Source organism: Streptomyces huasconensis, from assembly GCF_021028635.1.
Classification (GTDB): domain Bacteria; phylum Actinomycetota; class Actinomycetes; order Streptomycetales; family Streptomycetaceae; genus Streptomyces; species Streptomyces huasconensis.
Genome location: NZ_CP086119.1, coordinates 5855816 through 5873610, shown reverse-complemented (window position 1 = coordinate 5873610; position 17795 = coordinate 5855816). Strand labels below are relative to the sequence as shown.

10 protein-coding genes and 1 pseudogene are annotated in these 17795 nt (G+C 71.9%); 1 reads left to right on the top strand and 10 read right to left on the bottom strand.

Going from position 1 to position 17795, the window contains the following annotated elements; all coding sequences use genetic code 11:
- Positions 1–39: 39 nt before the first annotated feature.
- The 7 genes and pseudogenes from rplS to J2N69_RS26800 form a co-directional block, all read right to left on the bottom strand.
- The gene (gene rplS, locus J2N69_RS26830) at positions 40–390 is read right to left on the bottom strand and encodes a 50S ribosomal protein L19 (RefSeq protein WP_055569038.1); all 351 of its coding nucleotides are present in this window, start codon (positions 388–390) and stop codon (positions 40–42) included.
- Positions 391–556: 166 nt separating this feature from the next.
- Positions 557–1378 carry a tRNA (guanosine(37)-N1)-methyltransferase TrmD gene (trmD, locus tag J2N69_RS26825; protein WP_230902995.1) on the bottom strand — a complete coding sequence of 274 codons (822 nt, stop codon included), beginning with the start codon at positions 1376–1378 and terminating at the stop codon, positions 557–559.
- Positions 1378–2010, bottom strand: coding sequence for a ribosome maturation factor RimM (gene rimM / locus J2N69_RS26820; protein ID WP_230902994.1), 633 nt, complete (start codon positions 2008–2010; stop codon positions 1378–1380). The genes trmD and rimM overlap by 1 nt, the downstream gene beginning before the upstream one ends.
- Before the next feature lie 132 nt (positions 2011–2142).
- Entirely contained in the window at positions 2143–2382 is a 240-nt protein-coding gene (locus J2N69_RS26815; RefSeq protein WP_014176063.1) for an RNA-binding protein, read from the bottom strand.
- Between the two features lie 2 nt (positions 2383–2384).
- Positions 2385–2828 carry a 30S ribosomal protein S16 gene (gene rpsP / locus J2N69_RS26810; RefSeq protein WP_030787581.1) on the bottom strand — a complete coding sequence of 148 codons (444 nt, stop codon included), beginning with the start codon at positions 2826–2828 and terminating at the stop codon, positions 2385–2387.
- 190 nt (positions 2829–3018) lie between these two features.
- Positions 3019–3615, bottom strand: coding sequence for a hypothetical protein (locus J2N69_RS26805; RefSeq protein ID WP_230902993.1), 597 nt, complete (start codon positions 3613–3615; stop codon positions 3019–3021).
- 258 nt (positions 3616–3873) lie between these two features.
- Positions 3874–5182 (bottom strand): annotated as a pseudogene (locus tag J2N69_RS26800) (His/Gly/Thr/Pro-type tRNA ligase C-terminal domain-containing protein).
- Between the two features lie 217 nt (positions 5183–5399).
- Between J2N69_RS26800 and J2N69_RS26795 the strand changes: the two are divergent.
- Positions 5400–6257, top strand: coding sequence for an SAM-dependent methyltransferase (locus tag J2N69_RS26795; RefSeq protein WP_230902992.1), 858 nt, complete (start codon positions 5400–5402; stop codon positions 6255–6257).
- On the opposite strand, the gene J2N69_RS26790 is transcribed toward J2N69_RS26795, so the two are convergent.
- From J2N69_RS26790 to ffh, 3 genes are all read right to left on the bottom strand, one after another.
- Positions 6254–13840 (bottom strand): type I polyketide synthase, encoded by a 7587-nt coding sequence (locus tag J2N69_RS26790; protein WP_230902991.1) that lies wholly within the window; start codon positions 13838–13840, stop codon positions 6254–6256. The genes J2N69_RS26795 and J2N69_RS26790 overlap by 4 nt on opposite strands.
- Positions 13841–14063: 223 nt before the next feature.
- Complete coding sequence (ftsH, locus tag J2N69_RS26785) at positions 14064–15995, bottom strand: ATP-dependent zinc metalloprotease FtsH (RefSeq protein WP_230902990.1); 1932 nt, start codon at positions 15993–15995, stop codon at positions 14064–14066.
- Between the two features lie 132 nt (positions 15996–16127).
- Entirely contained in the window at positions 16128–17681 is a 1554-nt protein-coding gene (gene ffh / locus J2N69_RS26780; protein ID WP_230902989.1) for a signal recognition particle protein, read from the bottom strand.
- Positions 17682–17795: the final 114 nt, after the last annotated feature.

Here is a 17795-nt window from a genome sequence, read left to right as displayed (position 1 = left end):
CAGATGCTATCCGGCCCCGCTGTGGACCCGCGCGGGAGCTCAGCTCTCGCGCTTCTCCTTGATCTTCGCGGCCTTGCCGCGCAGGTCACGGAGGTAGTACAGCTTCGCGCGACGCACGTCACCGCGGGTGACGAGCTCGATCTTCTCGACGATCGGGGTGTGCACCGGGAAGGTGCGCTCGACGCCGACGGAGAAGGAGACCTTGCGGACCGTGAAGGTCTCGCGCACGCCGGCACCCTGGCGACGGATGACTACGCCCTTGAACTGCTGCACACGGGAGCGGTTGCCCTCGATGACGCGGACGTGGACGTTGACGGTGTCACCCGGGCGGAAGGCCGGGATGTCGCTGCGCAGCGACGCGCTGTCGACGGAGTCGAGCAGGTTAGCCATGATCGTCTGCTTTCTTCACTGATGCCACAGGTCATCAGCGGAATGTGGTGATGAGGATTCGGTAGCTGATCGCGTCGGGCGGGCGTCTGGACCAGCACCCGCAAATGCGGAGAGCTTCGGTCGATCCCCCTGTGGCAGGGGCGCACGCTGGACGTACAGCAGCGGCCTATTCTTCCACGGCTTGGGGGTCTCGCCCAAATCGGCCGTCGGGCCCCGGCCGCCACCCCAGGATCGAGAGCATCTCGCGGTCCTTCTTGTCGAAGGACTTGGGGTCGCACCGCTCGATGAGGTCGGGCCTGTTGCGGGTGGTGCGGCGCAGCGCCTCGTCCCGCCGCCAGCGGGCGATCTTGCCGTGGTGGCCGCTGAGCAGGACGTCCGGGATGCCGTGACCGCGCCACTCGGGCGGCTTGGTGTAGACGGGGCCTTCGAGGAGGTTGGCCATGGCGCCGGGCGCGAAGGAGTCGTCCTGGTGGGACGCGGCGTTGCCGAGGACGCCGGGGAGCAGCCGGGCCACCGCCTCGGTGATGACGAGGACGGCCGCTTCCCCGCCCGCGAGGACGTAGTCGCCGATGGAGATCTCGTAGACGGGCACGCGGGTGGCGTACTCGTCCGTGACGCGGCGGTCGATGCCCTCGTAGCGCGCGGGGGTGAAGACCAGCCAGGGGCGCTCGGAGAGCTCGACGGCGAGTTCCTGGGTGAAGGGGCGGCCGCTGGGCGTCGGGACGACCAGGGCGGGTCCGTGGGCACCGGACTCATACCCCTCGGCGAGTACGTCGTCGAGGGCCGCACCCCAGGGCTCGGTCTTCATGACCATGCCGGGGCCGCCGCCGTAGGGGGTGTCGTCGACCGTGTTGTGGCGGTCGTACGTCCATTCCCTGAGGTCGTGGATGTTCACGTCGAGCTGCCCACGCGCGCGTGCCTTGCCGACGAGGGAGACGTTCAGCGGTTCCAGGTACTCGGGGAAGATCGTGACGACGTCGAGCCGCATTACGCCTTGCCCTCCGGCGCCGGGTCCTGCGGTGCCGAAGCGCCCTCCGGTGCCGAAGCGCCCTCCGGGGCCGGCTCGCCCTCCGCGGCCGGCTCGGCGTCCCGGGCGGAGGCGATCTCCGCGCGGTCGTCGATCAGGCCCGGCGGCGGGTCGATGACCGCGCGCTGTTCCTCCAGGTCGATCTCGGTGACGATCTCCTCGACGAAGGGGATCATGACCTCGCTGCCGTCGGGCCGCTCCACGATGAACAGGTCCTGCGAGGGCAGGTGCGAGATCTCCGTGATGCGGCCGATCTCGGTGCCGTCCTTGGTGACCACGTCGAGATCCATCAGCTGGTGGTCGTAGTACTCGTCGGGGTCCTCCGGGAGCTCCTCGGGGTCGACCTCCGCGATCAGCAGGGTGTTGCGCAGCGCCTCGGCGCCGGTGCGGTCGCGCACACCCTCGAAGCGCAGCAGGAGGCGGCCGCTGTGCACGCGGCCGGTCTCGATGGTCAGCGGCCCCACCGAGGCGGGGTCGGTGGCGAGCACGGCGCCGGGGCCGAGCCGCAGCTCGGGCTCGTCGGTCCGTACCTCCACGGTGACCTCGCCCTTGATGCCGTGGGCGCGGCCGATCCGAGCGACTACCAACTGCACTGCGTTCTCTCCTGTCGTGTGCCTACGGCTCTGCGCGCCCGCGGAAGTGCTCCGCAGACGACTACGGGCCGGGGAGGGCCCTGAAGCCCTCCCCGGCCCGAGCCGGTGCTGCTGTGGTTCTGCGAACCCGGTTCAGCGAACCTGGTCCACGTCGACGAGGTCGACGCGGACACCGCGGCCGCCGATGGCGCCCACGACGGTGCGCAGAGCGCGCGCGGTGCGGCCGTTGCGACCGATCACCTTGCCGAGATCGTCCGGGTGAACCCGGACCTCGAGGACGCGCCCGCGGCGCAGGTTGCGCGAGGCGACCTGCACGTCGTCGGGGTTGTCGACGATGCCCTTCACGAGGTGCTCGAGAGCCTCCTCGAGCATGCTCAGGCCTCGGTGGACTCGGTGGACGCGGCCGCGTCAGCAGCCTCGTCCGCCTTCTTGTCAGCCTTCTTGGCCTTCTGAGTGATGGCCTCACCCTTGGCGTCGTCGCCCTCGAGACCCTTGGTGAAGGCCTCGAACGCGGCGCGCTTGTCCTTGGGCTCCGCGACCTTCAGCGGCGCCGGGGCCGGCAGGCCCTTGTGCTTCTGCCAGTCGCCGGTGAGCTTGAGGATCGCCATGACCGGCTCGGTCGGCTGGGCGCCGACGGACAGCCAGTACTGGGCACGCTCCGAGTTGACCTCGATGCGCGAGGGGTTCTGCACCGGGTGGTACAGGCCGATCTCCTCGATGGCCCGGCCGTCACGGCGGGTACGGGAGTCGGCGACGACGATGCGGTAGTGAGGCGAACGGATCTTGCCCAGACGCTTCAGCTTGATCTTGACTGCCACGGAAGTGGTGTCTCCTGGTCTTGACGTGGGTGGGCACAAGAAGATGCCGCGTGGGGTTGCGGTACTCGAGTGCCCGATGGACGCGTCAGCCGGAGGAGAGAGGGGTCCTGTGCGACTGTCGAGTACAGCTAGCCATTGTGCCATACGACGCCGGGGCACCCGCACCCCGGTTCGGGCGCCCCGGTGCCGCTCAGCCCACGCCCGCGCCGACCGCCTCGGGGATGCGGAAGGGCTTGCCGCAGCCGCCGCACATGATGGGCGCCTGGGCGAGCACGGACGGCACGACGCGGACGTTGCGCCCGCAGTCGCAGACGGCCTTCACGCGCACGCCGCCTCCGGAGGAGCCGTGCCGGGCGGCCGGGCCCCGGAAGGTGCGGGCGGTGTCCGCCGTGGTCGCCGCGGTGTGCGCCTTCAGGGCGCGCTGGAGCCGTTCGATCGTCGGGCGGTACCGCCGCTTGGCCTCGGGGTTGAGCGTGACCAGGGAGAAGCCGCTGCTCGGATGTGGCTCCTCGGGGTGGTCGAGGCCCAGCTCCTCGGCGATCGCGAGGAATCTACGGTTGTGGTACCGGCCTGCGCGTGAGGTGTCGCGTACGCCGCGGGAGGCGGCGATGCCATGGACTGCCTCGTGAAGCAGTCGCTCGAAGGAGAGCTCGGCGCCACACGCGGACGACGACTCTCCGATCAGGGATTCGGGCGCGGCAAGGTCGGGCAGCTCGGGGTGGTGCCGCTGAATGTCGGCCCACGCCTGTGCCAGCTCTGCGGCGAGAACAGGTGGTGTCGTGCTCACGTCGTGACAACGAGCCTGATGCCCCGGGGGTTCCATTCCGGGGCATCCCAAATAATTTGCACGTACCCGTCAGTTGCCGTTGATGCGTCCGGACGAGGGCGGGTGCGCTGATCTGCGGAGAAGCCTCGCAGCTCGCATCAAGGCGGTACGTAGCGGCGCGTACGCCCCGGCGCGTAGAGAAAGCATGCACGCCGGGGCTTGTGTTGCCTCTACCGCGTACGAGACGAAAACGGGCGCCCGCCGCCGGAACCGCGCCCCTCAGTAGGAGCGGGCCACCACGGCGACGTTACCCGGGGTCTCATCCGCGTCCGGCACCGCCCCGTCCTCTGCGACCAGACACCGTACGGTGACGGCGTGCTCGGCCAGCCTGGTCTCGCCTTCTTGGCCGAGCGAGGCCCACGGGACCCGCGCCCAGCCGCCGGCGGCGGTGGCCTCCACGGCCTCCTCCACCGTGGCCACGTCCGCGGTGCGGGACGCGCGGCGCGCACGTGCCTGGGCCAGGAGCAGGCTCTGGTCCTCGTCGAGAACGGCGGGCACCAGGGCCGCCAGGGCGCCGATCGCGACGGGCTCCTTGCCGCCCGCGATACGGCGTACGAGCATCGCGGTGCCGCTCTCCAGGTCGCGCGGGCCGACCTCGACGCGGACGGGCACGCCCTTCAGCTCCCAGTCCACCGCGCGCCGGCCGAAGGGGAGGTCGGTGCGGTCGTCGACGTGGACGCGTACGCCGGCGGCCTCCAGGGCGGCGCCGATCGCGCGCACCTCGGCGAGCACCGCGTCGTCGCCCTTGATGGCGAGGACGACGGCCTGGACGGGCGCGAGGCGGGGCGGCACACGCATGCCGTGGTCGTCGCCGTGCATCATCACCAGGGCGCCGATCATCCGGGTCGTACTGCCCCATGATGTCTGCCAGACCAGCTCCTGCCTGCCCTCCTTGGACAGGTACCGGGTCTGGAAGGCCTTGGCGAAGTTCTGCCCGAGTTCGTGGCTGGTGCCGAGTTGGAGGGCCTTGCCGTCGCCCATCATGCCTTCGAGGGTCAGGGTGTTGATGGCGCCCGCGAAGCGCTCCTTGGCGGTCTTGCGGCCGAGCACGAAGTCCATGGCGAGGACGTCACGCATGAAGTCTCCGTAGACGTGCCGGTGGATGTGGGCGGCGAAGTCGCGGGCCTCCTCGTACGTCGCGTGGGCGGTGTGGCCCTCCTGCCAGAGGAACTCCGAGGTGCGCAGGAAGAGCCGGGGGCGCATCTCCCAGCGGACCACGTTGGCCCACTGTCTGATCAGGAGGAGCGGGTCACGGTGGCTCCGGCGCGAAGCCTTCGACGTGCTCGGCCTCCCTGGTCAGGTACGACTGCGGGATGAGGAGGGGGAAGTACGCGTTCTGCGTACCCGTCGCCTTGATGCGGGCGTCCATGTCCTGCTGCATCCGCTCCCACAGGCCGTAGCCATACGGTCGGATCACCATGGTGCCGCGCACCGGGCCGTTGTCGGCCAGTTCGGCCTTGTGGATCAAGTCCTGGTACCAGCGCGGAAAGTCGTCCGCCTGAGGCGTGAGCACGGGGGTCTTGGCCATGGCGCGCATGGTAGGGGCGGGGCCGAGGGGAGTGTGCATGGTTTTCGTCCGGGGGGTGCACGACGGTGGCACGCAAGCATTGGCCCACAACCTCTGGACGCCACGACGGATGCGGAGTTCTCTGGCGTACGGGGGGAGTGCGAGCGCACTGCACGGGGGCGGACGAACCGTTGGACGACGGCACGGCATTTACTCTCGGCGGATTGGGGCGCTTTCGATGACACCAACACTCGTGCAGTCGCACCTCCCTCACGCGGGCACCGCGCCCCGCGTGAACCTCGGTGCACGCGCGCGTGACTGGGCGGAGATCCAGGAACGGATGCTGGTCCCGCTCTATGAAGCGGTGTACGAACGACTCGACGTGGGCGACGGCACCCGGCTGCTCGGCCTGGGCTGCGGCTCCGGGCTCGCCCTGCTGATGGCGGCTTCCCGGGGCGCGACGGTGACCGGTGTCGACCCCTCGGCGCCCGAGCGGCTGGCGCTGGCACGCAGACGGCTGCTGCCGGACGCCGCTCCGGAGGCGGGGGCCGGCGGGGCGCGGCTCGTCGAAGGCGGGCCCGCGGACGCGGCGGGGCCGGACGTGCACGCGTACAACCTCGTCACCGCGTTTCAGCCGATCGGCTGTATGGCGGGCGACGCCGAGGGGCTCTCCGGTCTCCTGGAGGCGGCGGCTCCGCTCACCGACCGGGGGACTCCGGTGGTGCTCGCCGGATGGGGCCCTCCGGAGCGGTGCGCCACGTCCACGGTCATGAGGGTGGCGACCAGGCTCGCCGATCCGATGCGCAGTGCGGGCAGTTGGCGCCCGGCGCTGCGGGACGATCTGGAGGAGGTCGCCCAGCGGGCGGGGCTCAAGCCGGACGGCTCCGGCCGCGTCGCGTGCCCGTTCGGGTACGCGGACGTGGAGAGCGCGGTGCGGGGGCTGCTGTCGACGGGCCTGTTCGACGCGGCGGTGGGCGCGACGGACAAGGCGCAGGTCGACAAGGAGCTGACGGAGGCGCTGCATCCGCACCGGCGGCACGACGGGACGGTGTGGATGCCGAACGTCTTCCGGTACTTGATCGCGCGTACGCCTTAGCCGCACGTCACTTCGGCCGCCGGTGACGGGCTGCTGCCCGGCAGGCCGAGGCGGAGCAGCACCAGATGCGACACGTCGGTGATGGTGCCGCCGCTGCGCAGCAGCTCCAGCGGCGGGATCTCGACGTCGAAGCGGGTGCGCAGGGACACCAGCAGTTCGGCGAGCATGAGCGAGTCCAGTCCGTACTCGTCGAGCCGGCGGTCGTGGTCGAGGTCCTCTTCGTCCATGTGCAGTACACCGGCCAGCAGGTGCGCGAGCGTCCCGGCGACGGCGCGCAGGGCCTCCTCCGGGCTCATCGCGGCCAGTGCCGCCATGATCTCCTCGCGGGAGTGGCTTGCCTCGTCCATGTGTTCGGGGAGCAGTGTCGAGCAGCGGGGCGCCGCGAGGGACGGCAGGAGATTGCGCAGCCGGGCCCAGTTGTACCGCCCGATGCCGGCCACCTCGGTGCCCTGCGCGACGAGCGGCTCGGCGGCCGCGAAGGCCTCACGCGGCGAGACGGGTTCGATGCCCACCGAGGTGAGTGCCCCGGTCAGTCCGTTGCGGGCGACGTATCCCGTCTCCCCGATGGCTCCCCAGGCGATGGCCTGTCCGGCGGCGCCCGACCGGCGGCGGCGCCGCGCGAGCGCCTCCAGCCAGAGGTTGGCCGCCACGTAGTTGGCCTGCCGGATGTTGCCGAGGAAGGTCGTGCCGGAGGAGTACAGCAGGAAGAGGTCCAGTTCCCGGTCGGCCAGGAGCTGGTCCAGCACGGCGGCGCCGGCCGTCTTCGGGGCCAGGGCGGCGGCGAACCGTTCGTCGGTGAGTTCGCCCAGCGTGTCGTCCTCCAGGTTCATCGCGCAGTGGACGACTCCGCGCAGCGGGTGCCCTCCGGCGTCGATGCGTGCGATGACTTCCCGTACGGCGGACGCGTCGGTGACGTCGGCCGCGTACGCGGTGGCCCGCACGCCGCGTGCGGTGAGTCCGCCCAGGACCGTCTCCGCCTCGGGGGAGGCGTCGCCGCGCCGGCTCATCAGTGCCAGGTGCCGTGCGCCCCGGTCGGCCAGCCACGCGGCGCTCGCGGCACCGAACCCGCTCAGGCCCCCCGTCACCAGGTAGGTGCCCGCGGGGTCCAGGGAAGGCGCCTGCGCCCGCCGTTCCACGGGCACCGGCTCGTCCAGCGGGTCCATCGCCACCACGACCTTGCCGACGTGGCGGGAGTGCTGCATGAGCTGGAACGCCTCGCTCACGCGGGCCGCGGGGTAGACGCTGTGCGGCAGCGGGCGGTAGGACCCGTTCCGTACGCGCTCGGTGACGTCCGCGAAGAGCTTCGCTCCTTGGTCGGGGTCGAAGGCCAGCGTGGTGAGGTCGACTCCGAAGAAGCTGATGTTGTTGCGGAAGGGGCGCAGCAGCAGGGGCTTGTTCTCGTAGATGTCGCGCTTGCCGAGTTCGATGAACCGGCCGCCGGGGCGCAGCAGTTCCAGGCTGCGGGTGATCGCCTCTCCGGCCAGGGAGTTGACGACGACGTCGACCCCGCGCCCGTCGGTGACCTCCGTGACCCGGGCGGCGAAGTCGAGGCTGCGGGAGTCCAGGACGTGCTCGACGCCCAGGGTGCGCAGCAGTTCCCGCTTGGCGGGGGTGCCCGCGGTGGCGATCACGCGGGCGCCGCACAGGTGGGCGTACTGGAGGACGGCGAGGCCGATGCCGCCCGCGCCGCCGTGCACCAGGACCGTCTCACCGGCCCTGAGCCGGGCCAGGTGACCGAGACTGTAGTGGACGGTGGAGAAGACGACGGGCAGGGTCGCGGCCTCGGTGAAGCTCATGCCCCGGGGCATGTGTCCGAGCGCCTGGGCGGCGGTCAGGGTGTGGGAGGCCAGGGACGCCGGCGCGAGGCCGAACACCCGGTCGCCGGGACGGAACGCGGTCACGTCGGGTCCGACGGCGGTTACCACTCCGGCGCACTCCAGGCCGAGCCCGACCTCGGTGTACGTCCCTTCGATCGCCTCGGCCGGCAGCAGACCGACCGCCTGCATCATGTCGCGGTAGTTCAGCGCGGCGGCCCGTACGGCCACGGCCACCTGGCCCGGCCCCGCGGGCGCAGCGGTGTTCTCGACCCATGCCAGGCGGTAGGAGAGTCCCGGGGAGCGCACCTCCAGCCCGAAGGGCGCCTCTCCCCCGGCCGTCACCTCCGTATGGGCGGCGGGCAGTTCCCGCTCCCGAGGCACGAAGCGTCCGCCGCCCGCGGTGATCGCCACTTCCGTCTCGGCGTCGTCCGTGAGCAGTTCGCGGGCCAGGCGGCAGGCGTCGGTGGCGGTCCGGCCCGAGCGGTCCAGCGAGATGGCGCGGAGCGACAGCCGCGGTTCTTCGTTGGCGAGGGTGCGGGCGATGCCCCACACCGCCGCGTCGTCGGTCACGTCGGCCCGTTCCGGGTGCGGGAGCGCGCCGCTGGGCCGGGTCACCAGGGTGAGCGCGGCCCGTGCGGTGCCGTCGAGGGCCGAGCAGGCGCGGCTGACGGCACGCAGGAGTGCCGCGCGCCGGGTGGTGAGCGCCACGGTTCCGGCAGGGCCGTCGGCGGGCGCGTCACCGGGATCGCCGGACGCGTCGCCGAGGATGACGCATACGTCCGCGCCTTCCGTCCCGAGGACCCGCTCCCAGTCGACGGTCTCCTCGTCCGTCACGTACACCGCTGCCGGCGCACCGTCCCCGTCGGGCGGCAGGAGCTCGGCGACAGCCCGGGCCAGGGCCAGTTCCCCGGCGCTCTCAGCGGCGATCACCCGAGGGCGGCCGCTCGTGGTCACCGGCGGCGCCGGTGGGGCGACGGTGCCGCGAGGAGTCGCGGCGAGCAGCACGGAGAAGTGGTCCCGGCATTCGGTGGCGTCGTCGCCGGTGCGTACGACATCGGTGAAGCCGCACCGGTCGAGCAGTTCCGGCCAGCGGTCCGCGGGCAGCAGCGGTGAGGTGGGGCGCTCGGCGTGGTCGGTACGGTCCCAGAAGGAGTCCAGGGTGCCGAAGTAGGGGGCGAGGAGGGCCGTCTCATGGCTCTCGACCGCCAGGAGCAGGCCGCCGGGGGTCAGGAGGGTGGCGACGCGGCGCACCGCTGCTGCGAGGTCCTTGGCGGTGTGCAGGGCGTTGGCGGCGATCACCACGTCGAAGCCCGCCTCGGGCAGCCCCTGGCCGGCCGGGTCGGCGTCCAGGTCGAAGGTGCGGTAGGTGACGAAGTCGTAGGCGGCGAAGCGCCGTTCGGCGCGGGTGAGGAACCCGGGTGAGACATCGCTGTAGACGTAGTGGGTGCGCTCGGCGGGCAGGAGGGGGAGCAGGGCGGCCGACATGCCGCCCGTGCCCGCCCCCACCTCCAGCACGCGCAGGGGCCGGTCCTGTGGCCAGGCCCGTACGGTCTCCTGAAGGAGTGCCTGTGCGAGACGGTTGTGGAAGCGTTTGACGACCGCGGTGTCATAGAGCTGCTCGATGTCCGCGAGGCTCGAGTCGCCCGCCATGGGGTCCGTGAGGTCGTCTCCGTCGGGGGCCAGGAGGCCCCGCGTACGGCTGATGACCAGTCGGCTCTCGGTGGAGTACCGGGGGAACTCCAGGGTCAGCTCGCGCAGGAGTTCCCTGTCCTCGAACCCGGGCCGGGTCAGCCGCAGCCGTCCGCCCCCGGCTTCCTCGGCCAGGCCGTGGCGGATCATCTCCGGGCCCATCATCTCGGCGAACGGCGCGCGCCGTGGGTCCATCCCGGCGGTGACGAGGTCGTCGGTGCCGAACGCGACGCGGTGGTCGGGTACGAGGGCGGCGACGGCGGTGGCGTACCGGTGGGCGGCGGCTTTCCTGAAGGTGACGATGAAGCGCTCGTAGCCGGCGTCGTGCCAGTCGGCGCGGCAGGCGGCGATGCGGTCGGCGGCGGCCGCGAGGATGTCCCGAGGAGTGACCGGCGGCCCGTCGCCGGGCCAGGGCAGCGCACCCGGCGCGGCCCGCATGGTGGTGTGGTGCACGGTCAGGGCGGTCCGGTGGGCGCCGGCCAGTCTGCGCAGCCGGCAGCGGAGCAGCTCGACGCAGACCCGCCCCTCCTCGTCGGTCACCACGATGTCCCAGCAGGTCTCGGCCGTCGTGAAGGACCGCCGGCGGACGTGGACCGACCCGCGGGAGGCGGGGGTGCGCCACACGCGGGCGGAGCCCACGGCGGCGGGCAAGTAGACCGTGCCGTCCGCCACGGCCGCACGGATCAGGGGTGCTCCGGCCTGGAGGGCGCCGTCCAGCAGGGCGGGGTGGGCCTCGTACTCCTCGCTCGGGGCCTCGTGCCGGTAGGTTGCCACCACCTCCCCGTCCCCCACGCGCAGTTCGCGCAGCACCTGGAAGGCGGGACCGTACTGGAGGCCGGCGCGGTCCACCGCGTCGTAGTGCTCGGCGCCGTCCACGACGCGCGGGCAGCGTGCGCGGACGGCGGCGAGGTCGATGTCCGAGGGGGCGCGGCCGAGCAGGGCGCGCACCCTGGCCCGGACATGCGCGCGCGGCCGGGCGGTACGCGCGTCGGTGCTGGTGATGCTCACCACGCCGTCGTCCGGTGTGACGGCCAGCTGGACGCGTACGCTGCCGGCGTCCGCCCAGGGCACGACCAGCGGGCGGGTGATCTCCAGGCAGTCGACTTCCGCCGGACCGTCGAGGGTGAGGCGCCCGGCGGCCAGTGCCATCTCCACGTAGGCGGTGGCCGGCACCACGACCGAGCCCGCGAGCCGGTGGTCGGCGAGCCACGGGGTGAGCGCCGGTTCGATGGCGCCCTGCCAGGTGGGGACGGGCGAGGGGAGCCGCTCGCCGAGCAGCGGGTGGTCCAGGTGGCCGGAGCCGCTGGTGCGCAGCCAGGTCTGCGGGGTGCCGTTCCAGTGGCGTTCGCGTTGCCAGGGGTAGGCCGGAAGGTCCGCCACCCGCCCCTGCCGCGGGAAGTGCACGCTCCATTCCACCCCGGCGCCCTGCGCCATGAGGGTGGTCACGGTGTGGTCCACGGCCTCGGGTCCGCTCGCGTCACGGCGCAGGGTCGGCGTCACCGCGACGGTGTCCCGGGTGCGGGAGCGGGCGACGCGGTGCAGGTAGGCGCGGAGGACGGGGTGCGGGCCGATCTCCACGAGGATGTCGGCGCCGTCCTCCAGTGCCTTCTCCGTCGCCCCGGCGAAGAGCACGGGCTCCCGTACGTTGCGCCACCAGTAGGAAGCGTCCAGGGCGGGGCCCTCGATCCGGTCACCGGTCACGGCCGAGTACAGCGGCAACCGGGCCGTGCCGGGCCGCAGTTCGGACAGCTCCTGCCGCAGCGGTCGCTCGATCGGGTCCATCGCCGCGCTGTGGAAGGCGTAGTCGAGGTCCAGCTCTTTGCAGGCGACTCCCTTGCGGGTCAGCTCGGCGAGGAACGCCCGCAGGACGTGCGTGGGGCCCGCCACGGTCACGTCCTGTCCGCTGTTCACCGCCGCCACCTCGACGCCGGGGAACACGGCTGCTTCCTTGGCCGCCTCGTCCACGGCTAGCGCCACGGCGGCCATCCGGCCCGTTCCGGCGGTGGCCGCCTGGGTGCGGCTGCGCGCGACGATCACCTGTGCCGCCTGGTCCAGGTCCAGCGCGCCGGCCACAAAGGCGGCGGCGACCTCCCCCACGCTGTGGCCGAACACGCCGTGCGGCACGACGCCCTGGTCCCGCAACATGCGTACGAGACCGACCTGCACGGCGAACAGCAGGGGCTGGGCCACCTCGGTCAGCGCGAGACGCGACCGCTCGGCCGGCGCCGACAGCTCGTCGGTCACCGACCAGCCGAGCCGGGGGGCCAGCGCCGCGTCCACTTCCTCGACGGCGGCGCGGAAGGCGGCGCTCTCGGTCAGGAGGTCGGCCGCCATGCCCGGCCACTGTGAGCCGTTGCCGGAGAAGACGAACGCGATTCTCCCCCGGGCCACCGCCTGGGAGGCGGTGGCGACGGCATGGCTCTCCCCGCTCTCCTCACGCGGCGCGGGCATGAACGGTGACGGGCGGCCGGGTTCGCCCGCGTGGGGCTCCGCGGAAGGCGTGGGGCCGGCGAGGGCCCGCAGCTGCCGCGCGGCGGCCCGCGGTCCGGCCAGGACGACCGCGCGGTGCGGGTGGGCGCCGCGCCGGAGGCAGGCCGTGTAGGCGATGTCGTAGAACTCGTGTGCGGTGGCCGTGTCGAGCCGGTCCGCCATGCGCGCGGCTGCCTCGGCCAGCGCCTTGGGGGTGCGCGCGGACACCACCACCGGGAGCGGCCGCACGTCCGCCGCGGCCTCGCGCGGGCCGCTGGCCTCGCGGCGCGGCGGCGGCATGGTGGGCGCGGTGGTGAGGACGACGTGGGCGTTGGAGCCGCCGAAGCCGAAGGAGTTGACGCCGACGACGGGACGTTCGACGGCGCCGAGCGGCACCGTGCGGTCGGCGGTCACCAGGTTCAGCCCCGCGAAGTCGATGTCGGGGTTGGGCGGGGAGGCGTGCAGCGACGGCGGGATCGTCCGGTGGCGGAGGACGAGCAGGGCCTTCAGCAGGCCCGCGATCCCGGAAGCCGGCTCCAGATGCCCGATGTTGGTCTTGACCGACCCGATCGGCAGCACCCCGGTGGTGCGGCGGCGCCCCAGGGCGCCCCCGATGGCCCGGCACTCCAAGGGATCGCCGACCAGCGTGCCCGTGCCGTGCGCCTCCAGGTAGACCAGTTCATCGGGGCGGACGCCCGCCTGCGCGTACACCGCGTTCAGCAGGTCCTCCTGCGCCCGCGCGTTGGGCAGCGCGAGCCCCATCGTCCTGCCGTCGCTGTTGGAGGCGCTGGCGAGGACGACCCCGTGAATCCGGTCGCCGTCCGCCATGGCGTCCGCCAGCTTCTTCAGGACGACGAGCCCGCCGCCCTCCGCCCGTACGAAGCCGTCGGCCGCCGCCGAGAAGGAGGCGCACCTGCCGCTCGGCGACAACATGGCCGCCTGGGAGAAGCCCACGTAGTGGTAGGGGCTGAGCAGCACGTTCACGCCCGCGGAGAGCGCCACGCGGCTGCTGCCGTCGAGCAGGGTGCGGCAGGCCCGGTCCAGCGCCACCAGGGACGAGGAGCAGGCGGTGTCCACCGCCATGCTCGGCCCGTGCAGGTCGAAGTGGTGGGAGAGCCGGTTGGCGGCGATCGAGGAGGCGCCGCCGGACATGGTGTAGGCGTTGATCGTCTCCGGCGTCATCATCTGGAGGCCGCCGTACGAGGTGTCCGACACCCCTACGTAGACCGCCGCGTCGGTGCCCGCCAGGCGCTCGGGGGCGATGCCCGCGTCGTCCAGCGCTTCCGCGGCCAGCTCCAGCAGCAGACGGTGCTGGGGGTCCATCCGGCTCGCCTCTTTCGGGGCGATGCCGAAGTAGGCGGCGTCGAAGCCGGTGACGTCGTCGAGGAAGGCGCCCGCGGCGGTGTAGCTCTTGCCGGGGCGCGGCATCGCGGTGTCGACGAACCGGGACGACTCGAACCGGTCTTCCGGGATCTCGCCGACCACGTCGCGGCCCTGTCGCAGCGCGTCCCAGAGCTGATCCAGGTCATGGATGCCGCCCGGCAGGCGACATGCCGCCCCGACCACGGCGATGGCCCGCCCCGCTGGCGTCGCCTCGATGTCGTCCATGCACAACCTCCCGGGGAGAGGAACGTCTGTCGCGCCCGGCACGGCGGGGGTTCAGGCACGCGTCGGTTCGGGGCGCCGCTCAGGACCGGCGGGCGCGCGGGGTTCAACCGGCGCGCGCGGGCGGAAGTTGCGCGGGAGGGGACCGTTCACCCGGTCGCCGCAGCACGGCTCACAGCGGGCCCTGATCCCCCGGTGCCCCGCTGAACCCGCAGGCCCGGCCGGATCAGTGGGACCCCGCGGCCTTCCGTACGACCCCGGCGACCCGGTAGGCCTCGGCCTCCTCCAGGGTCTCGTTCGCCAGCAGCGCCGCGGCGAGGGCGTCCAGTTGGTCCCGGTGGTCGCGCAGCTGGCGGCAGGCGCTCTCGTAGCACTCGTCGACGATCCGCCGCATCTCGCCGTCGATCACATCCAGCGTCTGCGGGGCGGCCGACAGTCCGTACGCCTGCTGCGCGTCACTCGGCAGGGCGGACAGGCGCCCCACGAGTTCGCTCATGCCCCAGCGGCCGACCATGCCGCGGGCGATGCTGGTGACCTGCTCCAGGTCGTTCTCGGCGCCGGTGGTGACGACTCCGTAGACGACGTGTTCGGCGGCCATGCCGCCCAGGGCGCCGATGATGCGGCCGCGGAGGTACTCCTCCGTGTACGCGTACTTGTCGGAGTCGGGGGTCGACAGCGTGACGCCCAGGGCGCGGCCGCGCGGCACGATGGTGATCTTGCGGACGGGGTCGGCGCCGGGCTGGAGCATGCCGAGCAGCGCGTGGCCGCTCTCGTGGTACGCGGTACGCCGACGCTCCTCCTCCGGCATGACCAGCGGCCGTTCGGCGCCGAGCTGGACCTTCTCCATGGCTTCGGAGAGGTCGGATTGCGTGACCGTCTTCTTTTTGCGCTTGACGGCGATCAGGGCGGCTTCGTTGGCGAGGTTGGCGAGTTCGGCGCCGGTCATGCCCGGTGTCGTACGGGCGACCTGCGCGAGGTCGACGTCCTCGGCCAGCGGGATGGTCCGCGTGTGGATGCGGAGGATGGCCTCGCGTCCGCCGCGGTCCGGGGGCGAGACGTTGACGACGCGGTCGAAGCGGCCGGGCCGGGTGAGGGCGGGGTCGAGGACGTCGGCGCGGTTGGTGGCGGCGAGCACGATGACGCCTTCCGCTCCCGAGAAGCCGTCCATCTCGGTGAGGATCTGGTTCAGGGTCTGCTCGCGTTCGTCGTGACCGCCCATGCCGCTGCCACCGCCCCGGGCGCGGCCGATGGTGTCGATCTCGTCGATGAAGATGATCGACGGGGCGACCTTGCGGGCCTCGGCGAAGAGTTCCCGTACGCGCGAGGCGCCCACGCCCACGATCATCTCGATGAACTCCGAGGCGGAGGCCGAGAAGAAGGGCACGCCGGCCTCGCCCGCGACGGCGCGCGCGAGGAGGGTCTTGCCGGTGCCGGGCGGTCCGGCGAGCAGCACGCCGCGCGGCATCTTGGCACCCATGGAGCGGTACGCGTCAGGGTTCTTGAGGAAGTCGACGACGTCGTTCAGCTCGCCTTCGACCTCGTCGATCCCGGCCACGTCCTCGAAGGTGGTCCGCTTCACGCCGGGCTCCAGTTCGACCGGCTTGGGCGGCGTCTTGCGCCCGAGCATGCCGCCGCCCATGCCCGCGCTCATCCGGCGGGCGATGAAGATCCACAGCACCACGAGAAGCAGCATCGGGGCGAGCGAGATGAGCAGGTTGGAGAGGAAACTCCGCTCCTGCACCACGGGCTCGGCGGTGACGGTGACGCCATGCTTGGTCAGGTCGTCCCAGAGCTTGTCGTCGGCGAAGGCGGGCCGCTGGGTGAGGAACTTGGTGTAGTTCCCCTTCTCGTCACCCGGCTTCTCCCGCTCCTTCTTGAGCTGTCCCTGGATCGCGTCGCCCTTGGAGTAGATCTTCGAGACGTTCCCGGCGTCGACCTGCTTGCTGAACTCGGTGTACGAGATGGTCGGCTCGTCGCCGTCGTCGAAGAAGGACAGCACGAGGTTGGCGATGAGGTAGACGATCAGAGCCGTCAGGACCAGCCCGCCCCAGCCGCCCGGCATCTTCTTCTTCGGCGGCGGTGTCGGAGCGGGTGAGGGCGCGCCCTCGGAGCGCCACGGCTGATCGGGCGCCCGGCGCGGCGGCACAGGGTTGCTCATATGCGGACGTTACGTCACAAAACACACCGCGGCACCCGCTCCGGTCCTCCCGGAAGACGCCTGGGGCGCCCCTCCGCGGAGGGGCGCCCCAAGCGGTCGTACGAGTCGCTGGTCCGTGCCCAGCGGCGGGACTCAGCCCATGAACTTCTTGAACTCGTCCGGCAGCTCGAAGTTCTGCGCGGCCTGCCCGCCCGGGAGGCCGAAGGCGCCGCCTTCCTGGCCGGCCTGCTCGCGGCGCGTGGCCGCCTCCAGCTCCTCCTGCTTGCGCTTCATCGGGTTGCCGGAACGCCGCTTGCCCTTGGCCTGCTTCTGCTTCTTCTTCTGCTTGCCGGCGCCGCCGCCCATGCCCGGCATCCCGGGCATACCCGGCATGCCGCCGCCCTGGGCCATGCGGGACATCATCTTGCGGGCGTCGAAGAACCGCTCGACGAGGCTCTTGACCGCGCTGACCTCGACGCCGGAGCCCTTGGCGATACGGGCGCGGCGGGAGCCGTTGATGATCGTCGGGTCCTGGCGCTCGGCGGGCGTCATGGACTTGATGATGGCGGCGGTGCGGTCGACGTCCCGCTCGTCGATGTTGTTGATCTGGTCCTTGATCTGGCCCATGCCGGGCATCATCCCGAGCAGCTTGCTGATGCTGCCCATCTTCCTGACCTGCTCCATCTGGGCCAGGAAGTCATCGAGCGTGAAGTCCTTGCCCTTGCTGCTCGCCAGCTTGGAGGCCATCTTCTCGGCCTCTTGCTGGGAGAAGGTCTGCTCGGCCTTCTCGATGAGCGTGAGCATGTCGCCCATGCCGAGGATGCGGGACGCCATGCGGTCCGGGTGGAACGCGTCGAAGTCGTCCAGCTTCTCGCCGTTCGAGGCGAACATGATCTGGCGGCCGGTGACCTGCGCGATCGAGAGCGCGGCACCACCGCGGGCGTCACCGTCGAGCTTGGAGAGCACGACACCGTCGAAGCCGACGCCGTCCCGGAAGGCCTCGGCCGTGTTGACGGCGTCCTGACCGATCATGGCGTCGACGACGAACAGGACCTCGTCCGGGCTGACCGCGTCGCGGATGTCCGCGGCCTGCTGCATGAGTTCCTGGTCGATGCCGAGGCGGCCGGCGGTGTCGACGATGACCACGTCGTACTGCTTGGTCTTCGCGAACTCGATGGAGTCCTTGGCGACCTGCACCGGGTCGCCGACGCCGTTGCCCGGCTGGGGGGCGTAGACGCCGACGCCGGCGCGCTCGGCGACGACGCTCAGCTGGTTGACGGCGTTGGGGCGCTGGAGGTCACAGGCCACCAGGAGGGGGGCATGGCCCTGCCCCTTCAGCCACAGGCCGAGCTTTCCGGCGAGGGTCGTCTTACCGGCGCCCTGGAGACCCGCCAGCATGATGACGGTCGGGCCGGTCTTCGCGAAGCGCAGGCGCCGGGTCTCGCCACCCAGGATGCCGATGAGCTCCTCGTTGACGATCTTGATGACCTGCTGGGCGGGGTTGAGCGCCTGGGAGACCTCGGCGCCGGCCGCGCGCTCCTTGATCTGCTTGATGAAGGCGCGTACGACGGGCAGGGCCACGTCCGCCTCGAGCAGGGCGATGCGGATCTCGCGCGCCGTGGCGTCGATGTCCGCCTCGGACAGGCGGCCCTTGCCCCGGAGGTTCTTGAATGTCGCTGCGAGGCGGTCGGAGAGAGTATCGAACACGGCGGTCGCGAATCCTCAGGTCTGGGGGCGGGCTGACAGGTCGCCTTCCAGAGTATCTGCCGCGGGCCAGTGCCCGGGGCGCCGGTCGCTTCTCCGGACCCGGAGGGCCTTGCC